The sequence below is a fragment of the Flaviramulus sp. genome (assembly GCF_982512915.1).
Genome location: NZ_CEWOCJ010000039.1, coordinates 1 through 5622, shown reverse-complemented (window position 1 = coordinate 5622; position 5622 = coordinate 1). Strand labels below are relative to the sequence as shown.

The 5622-nt window shown below is 28.7% G+C and carries 5 protein-coding genes; all 5 read right to left on the bottom strand.

The window, feature by feature from the left end:
• On the bottom strand, nt 1-184 hold a 184-nt coding region (locus AC1XJX_RS13330; protein ID WP_482004483.1), incomplete at its 3' end, for a DUF6090 family protein.
• A 1-nt stretch (nt 185) separates the two neighbouring features.
• The gene (locus AC1XJX_RS13325) at nt 186-2018 is read right to left on the bottom strand and encodes an ion channel (RefSeq protein WP_482004482.1); all 1833 of its coding nucleotides are present in this window, start codon (nt 2016-2018) and stop codon (nt 186-188) included.
• 1 nt (nt 2019) lies between these two features.
• Nucleotides 2020-3903, bottom strand: coding sequence for an ion channel (locus tag AC1XJX_RS13320; RefSeq protein WP_482004481.1), 1884 nt, complete (start codon nt 3901-3903; stop codon nt 2020-2022).
• A 25-nt stretch (nt 3904-3928) separates the two neighbouring features.
• Nucleotides 3929-4693 carry a DUF6090 family protein gene (locus AC1XJX_RS13315; protein ID WP_482004480.1) on the bottom strand — a complete coding sequence of 255 codons (765 nt, stop codon included), beginning with the start codon at nt 4691-4693 and terminating at the stop codon, nt 3929-3931.
• 117 nt (nt 4694-4810) lie between these two features.
• Nucleotides 4811-5563, bottom strand: a complete 753-nt coding sequence (locus tag AC1XJX_RS13310) for a DUF6090 family protein (RefSeq protein WP_482004479.1) — start codon at nt 5561-5563, stop codon at nt 4811-4813.
• Nucleotides 5564-5622: the final 59 nt, after the last annotated feature.

Here is a 5622-nt window from a genome sequence, read left to right as displayed (position 1 = left end):
TTTGTAAGTAAACTTGGTTTTCATAACTGTTTACTTTTCTTTGTTCATTCCAATTATTAATTTGAAGTGCAATTAAAATTCCAATTACAACCAATACAATTTCGCCAATAGCGTATTTAAAGTACTTTGATGTTTTATTTTCCATAAGTAGATTTTGACGGATTTTTCTAAAAAACTTTATCATATTAATTTAACAATTGAGAGATTAATGACACACTAAAAATAGTCAACATAAACCAACCTATAAAACCTTGAATAATGGCCAAATAACGTGGCAAGCCTTTGATGGGGATTTCACCAAAACCTAAGGTAGTAAAAGTGTTTATAGACAGCATTAAAGCGTTGAGCATTTTAATGAAAATGTCGTATGCCACAGCAATTAAAAATGCACCTGCTAGAAGTATAGATTTCCAAATGCGTTTGTTCTTTGGTAGCTCATTCCAGGTACCATTCATAATATCAAAAGGTTTTAAAATAGTAGCTGATAATTTTGTTCCAGATATTGACCATTTATAAAAAGGTAATCCAACAGAAATAAAGAACCTAGGAACTCGAGTTGCTTTCTCCTCGAGCAACTTTTTAAACTCTTCATAGACCATTAATTCTCCTTGTTTTTCTTCTAAATATACATCATGCATCCCACTTTTTTTATCGATATATTTAAGGAAAAAACCAAAGCGATGAAGAATACGATTTCTTCCATGACTGTCCCAATGGTTTGGAAAAAACAAATAAATCATAGCAAAGAAAAGAATGACATAAACTGAAAAAGTGATGGCTTTAGAAGGTTCTGTACCATAGGCTGAAAACACTTTAAGGAATTGGTTAACCTTCCATTTAAAATATGAATCGAAACTAGGGTCTTGCGAATATAAATAGCCAAGTCGCCTGGTTTCAAGGTCTTTAATTGCCATAAAAACTGCATTTTCAAACTCGGAATCATGCTGACTGTTATAATGACTTTGAAATTTGCCGAGTAATTTTGTTTCGGCCTTAAAGGTTTCTTTATGTGTATGTCTAAAGGTTTGTAAATAAACATTTTGTAAACTATCAGAACTATATAATCTGTAAATTTCATCATTATTAGATGGCTTACAATTATTCCATATATAATTAAAAAAAGATCTTGTATTTATGATACCATTTTTAAATTGTCCCCAATCCAAATAATTTTCTTGAACAAGTTCACCTAAAGTAAGAAGTACAGGTTTGTTAATATTATTAGATGCTAACGAAAAGCCTTGGTAACTACTTTCATATCCCAAATCTAATTCCAGTTGGTTATCTTTAAAATCGTTTCCAGTAATTTCAAAAAAACTTTTACCTTTAGAGAAAATCCTTAACTCTTTGTCGCCATAAAACGTAGATTCTGAAATCTCGAAATTACTAATTAGTCCTGTGTTAAAAAAATTACTAATCCTTTCATTATTTGAAGGCCAAACGTCACATTTAATTAATCGGAACTGTACTTGAATTTCTTTATCCTCAAATGATTGGGTTCTAAAAAATATGCCTTGCATGAAAGTACTTTTTTCAAAACTTAATAGTAGATTAAATTGTGTATTATAATAGGATTGATACATATTTTCTACGGTAGTATCAAAATATATGCTCACTTCTTTTTTAAAACTGCATCTATCAAAATAGGCAAAACAATTTTTCAAGTCAACCTTTTCTTCAAAAGAGAGATAATAGAGTGCCTCAATATATTTTTCGGTATTAAGCGTTCTTGGATCTCTTACAAAGAAGATGTTTTCAAGCTTTAGTGCTTTCTTTATTTTTATGGTGTCTTTTCTCATAAAAGCACTATCGTTAATCAAATAACCAATCTTGGCATGTGCGATGTCTGTAATACTGTCAAATACAATGGCAGCATTTTTTAGAGAGAATACGTCTGATGGTTCGTCTTCAATCATTTTAAAAAACTCTGAATATGAGTATTCTTTAAATTTAATTTCTTGAGAAAACCCTAAAGTAGAAAATAATAGTAAACTGAGAAAGTTGAGTTGTTTTTTCATATTAATTAAGTAGTTGACTTATTAGTGAAACAGAAAAAATAGTCAGCATAAACCAACCTATAAAACCTTGAATAATAGCCAAATATCTAGGTAAACCTTTGATGGGTATTTCTCCAAAACCTAAGGTAGTAAACGTGTTGATGGAGAGCATTAAAGCGTTGAGCATTTTAATGAAAATGTCGTAACAAATAGCCACTGTAAAAGCACCAATTAACAAGAACGATTTCCAAATGCGTTTTGATTGAGGTAAGTCACTCCAAGTGCCTTTCATAATATCTACACGTTTTAACACGCTTGCAGAAAATTTGGTTCCAGAAATTGCCCATTTGTAGAGTGGGAGAGCAGTTGCTGTAAAAAATTTAGGAACTGTTTTTCCTTGTTTTTCAACCAAGGTTTTAAACTCATCAAACTCTAACAAATCTTCTTTTTGATTGTCTAAATACACTTCATGAATGCCAGCTTTTTTGTTCATGTAGGTAAAGAAAAAAGCATACCTGTTCATAATTCGTTTTCTTCCATGAGCATCCCAAGAATTTGGAAATAACAAATAGATAAACGCAAAGAGTAAAATTACATACAATGAAAAGGTTACTGCCTTCGATGGTTTTGTTCCGTAAGCAGAAAATACTTTTAAGAATTGATTAATTTTCCAAGTAAAAAAAGTGTCGAAAGATGGAGATTTTGAATATAAGAAAGCTAATCTTTTAGTTTCTAAATCCTTAATTTCTATATATACTTTATTAGCGTATTCATTATCAAACTGTTGTTTGTAAAGTGCATGCAATTGTCCTTTAAATTTAATTTCTATTTTAAAAGCATTGTTGTTTTCTATTAAAACTTGTTTTTGATAATAATCAAGATTTCTCTTTGACCAACGATCTTCATCAGGTTTAAAATCGCTAATAGTATCTTTATGAAAGTCAAAAAAATAACTATTTGCATTTAAAGACAATAAGTTATTGTCAAACTGGTTGTAATCTAAATTAATGCTTGAACTTAAAATATTGGGTGCATTTAACAATACTCTACTGTTAAATTTGTTATTAAAAATATCTGAAGTTGAATTTTTATCTAGTTCTAATTCCATTCTAACTAGATCTGTAAAAGTATTGTTCGTAATTTGTAGTTCGTTAATATTTGTAAGGAATAAATTGACTGATCCTTTACCTTCAACTTGATTATAATTAAACTCAAACTTCCAGAAATCATTAAAATTCATCCAAGAATTTATTGGAAATACTTCATCTAATAAAACAGTTTGAGATTTTAAAAGTGAATTGTAAATGCATAATTGAACTTTAGTTTTATCTTCACTATAATTATCTTTAACCTCTATACCATCGTTAAATAAACAATTTATAAAACCAAAAATCTCAAACATTCCGAAAGTTTTAATAGTACTGTAAGATTTTTTAAAAGTTGGTGTAAATATTACACTTGGTTTATAATTAAATTTAACCTTGTAAAAAAATATATTAGCAACATTATTTAAGCTTACAGGTTTAGAAAATTCGAGATTACACAATGTTGCAAATTTTATATTATCTCTATCAATTTCATTAATTTCATCAATGTTAAGGGGGTTAAACTGTACATTAGTCAATTTAATTTCTTTGTTAATTGTAAAAAGGGAGTCAATTTCTTTATATAGATTACCAGCTTGTAAGAGGTTAAAATCAACAAAAAACTTTTGATCTGTTTTATAATTTGGTTTTATAAGTGCATTTTCTAAAGTAAAAACAGAATCTTGTTCTGCTTCAATTAGTTGAAAGAGTTCTGTATAGGAATAGGTTTTGTATTTAATTTCTTGAGAAAAACTATGATTAGAAAATAAAATTACACTAAAAAATACTACTGTCATTTTTACACTAATTCTTCTTTTCATAACTCTTCGTTTAATTTTAAAAAAACTATTTGGTTTTTATTTTTATCTCATTTTCAACCAACAAAATCATAGCGTCAATATTCTCAGATAATTCTTTTTCATCTATATAAATGGTTTTCATCCAGCTACTTATGTTGCTAATAATATCTTCCATTTCTTGGCTTTTAAAAAACCATTCATAATCTGAAGCATAGCTACCTTTTGGATATTCACCAAAATCTTTGTAAGTTCTTAATCTGTTTGATGAACTTATTTTACCATCTATTGATGGCCAAAGTCGATTATTAATTAACAGTTTTAATGTTTCTGTTTCTTGAATGGCATTAATTACAAAACCATCAAAAGAGGTAATGAGTGATCTTAATTCGGTATTTTGAATAATATCTATTTTTCCAGAGGCAATCAGCGATTTTATAATACCATCACTCGCTTCAAAAGTGAGCACCTCTTCAATTTTTCCTAGGGTTGAATCTAATTTTATTTCAGGAATTGCACTAATATCCTTCTGAAATAAAGACAGTAAATAAAAACCACTTTGATATCCTTCTAAATGTTTATCAAGATAATAATTGAGTCTTTCTTTATTTATTTTAAGTTCGTTAAGAAGGTTGTGTAAAATTTCTTGTTCGGCAATTTTAAGTTTCCTTTGCTCATTCCAAGTATTAATTTGCAGCGCTATTAAAATTCCAATCACCACCAAAATAATTTCACCAATAGCGTATTTAAAATACTTGGATGTTTTGTTTTCCAAAAGTAGGTTTTGACGCATTTTACGCAAGAGTTTTATCATATTTATTGCCCGAAAAAGCGGGAATTTTTTGGTTAGTCTTTCTTTATTTTAGACTCATACAGTAGTTTGAGTGTTTTCAAATTTCACTTTTAATACATAGTAAACATCGATAAGGCGCTACAGTTGGTCAATTTCATTTTGTATTTCTTTAAGCAACACTTTCGCTCTATTTTTGCTTGTTTTAGCACCATAAATTCTCCAACCAGCATTATCTTTCACGTTTCTTAACCTCACAACAAGTCCTGCATCTTTTTTTATAGACGCTAAAGGATTTCTAATAAAGGGAACATCAAGTACGGTTAAATTGTACTTATTGTTAATATAGTTTTCATAGTCATCAACGAATTCATTTTTATACGATTCATCTCGTCCAAAAAACCATTTCAAATCGCTATAATACTTATTTAATTCGTTTTTTAACTTTTGATTATCTAATTTAGAATACAATCCTGAATTTTTTAATTCTTCCATGGCATAGGTTTGCACAATCATCATGCGTGGTTTTTGTATATAAAGAAATGATCTTTTATAAAATTCAGCGTCAAATGTTTTAGGTACAGGTCCTTCCCATATTGATGTGTTCATTAGTTTTATTGGGATAGTGTCTATTTCTTGTAAAGGAATTTCGGCCCATCTTAATACTTGATTTATTGAGTTATACCTGAAGTCATTAATTTCTTCTATTTCTTTCAAAAGGTCATAATCTTGTTGAATAGCTTTGGAAAGATTTGAAAGATTGGTTTTTATTTGAAGTTTCGTTAGCCGATCTTCATTCCAATTATTAATCTGTAAAGCTATCAAAATACCAATCACAACTAAAAATATTTCGCCTATTGCGTATTTGAAATATTTGGATGTTTTATTTTCCATAAGCAGGTTTTGACGGATTTTTCGAAAGAATTTTATCATAATTCTGAATTACTTTTTAA

Bases quoted from the DNA above. Each gene is read 5' to 3' on its own strand.
- AC1XJX_RS13325 (WP_482004482.1), bottom strand. From the start codon at position 2,018: ATGAAAAAACAACTCAACTTTCTCAGTTTACTATTATTTTCTACTTTA.
- AC1XJX_RS13320 (WP_482004481.1), bottom strand. From the start codon at position 3,903: ATGAAAAGAAGAATTAGTGTAAAAATGACAGTAGTATTTTTTAGTGTA.
- AC1XJX_RS13315 (WP_482004480.1), bottom strand. From the start codon at position 4,693: ATGATAAAACTCTTGCGTAAAATGCGTCAAAACCTACTTTTGGAAAAC.
- AC1XJX_RS13310 (WP_482004479.1), bottom strand. From the start codon at position 5,563: ATGGAAAATAAAACATCCAAATATTTCAAATACGCAATAGGCGAAATA.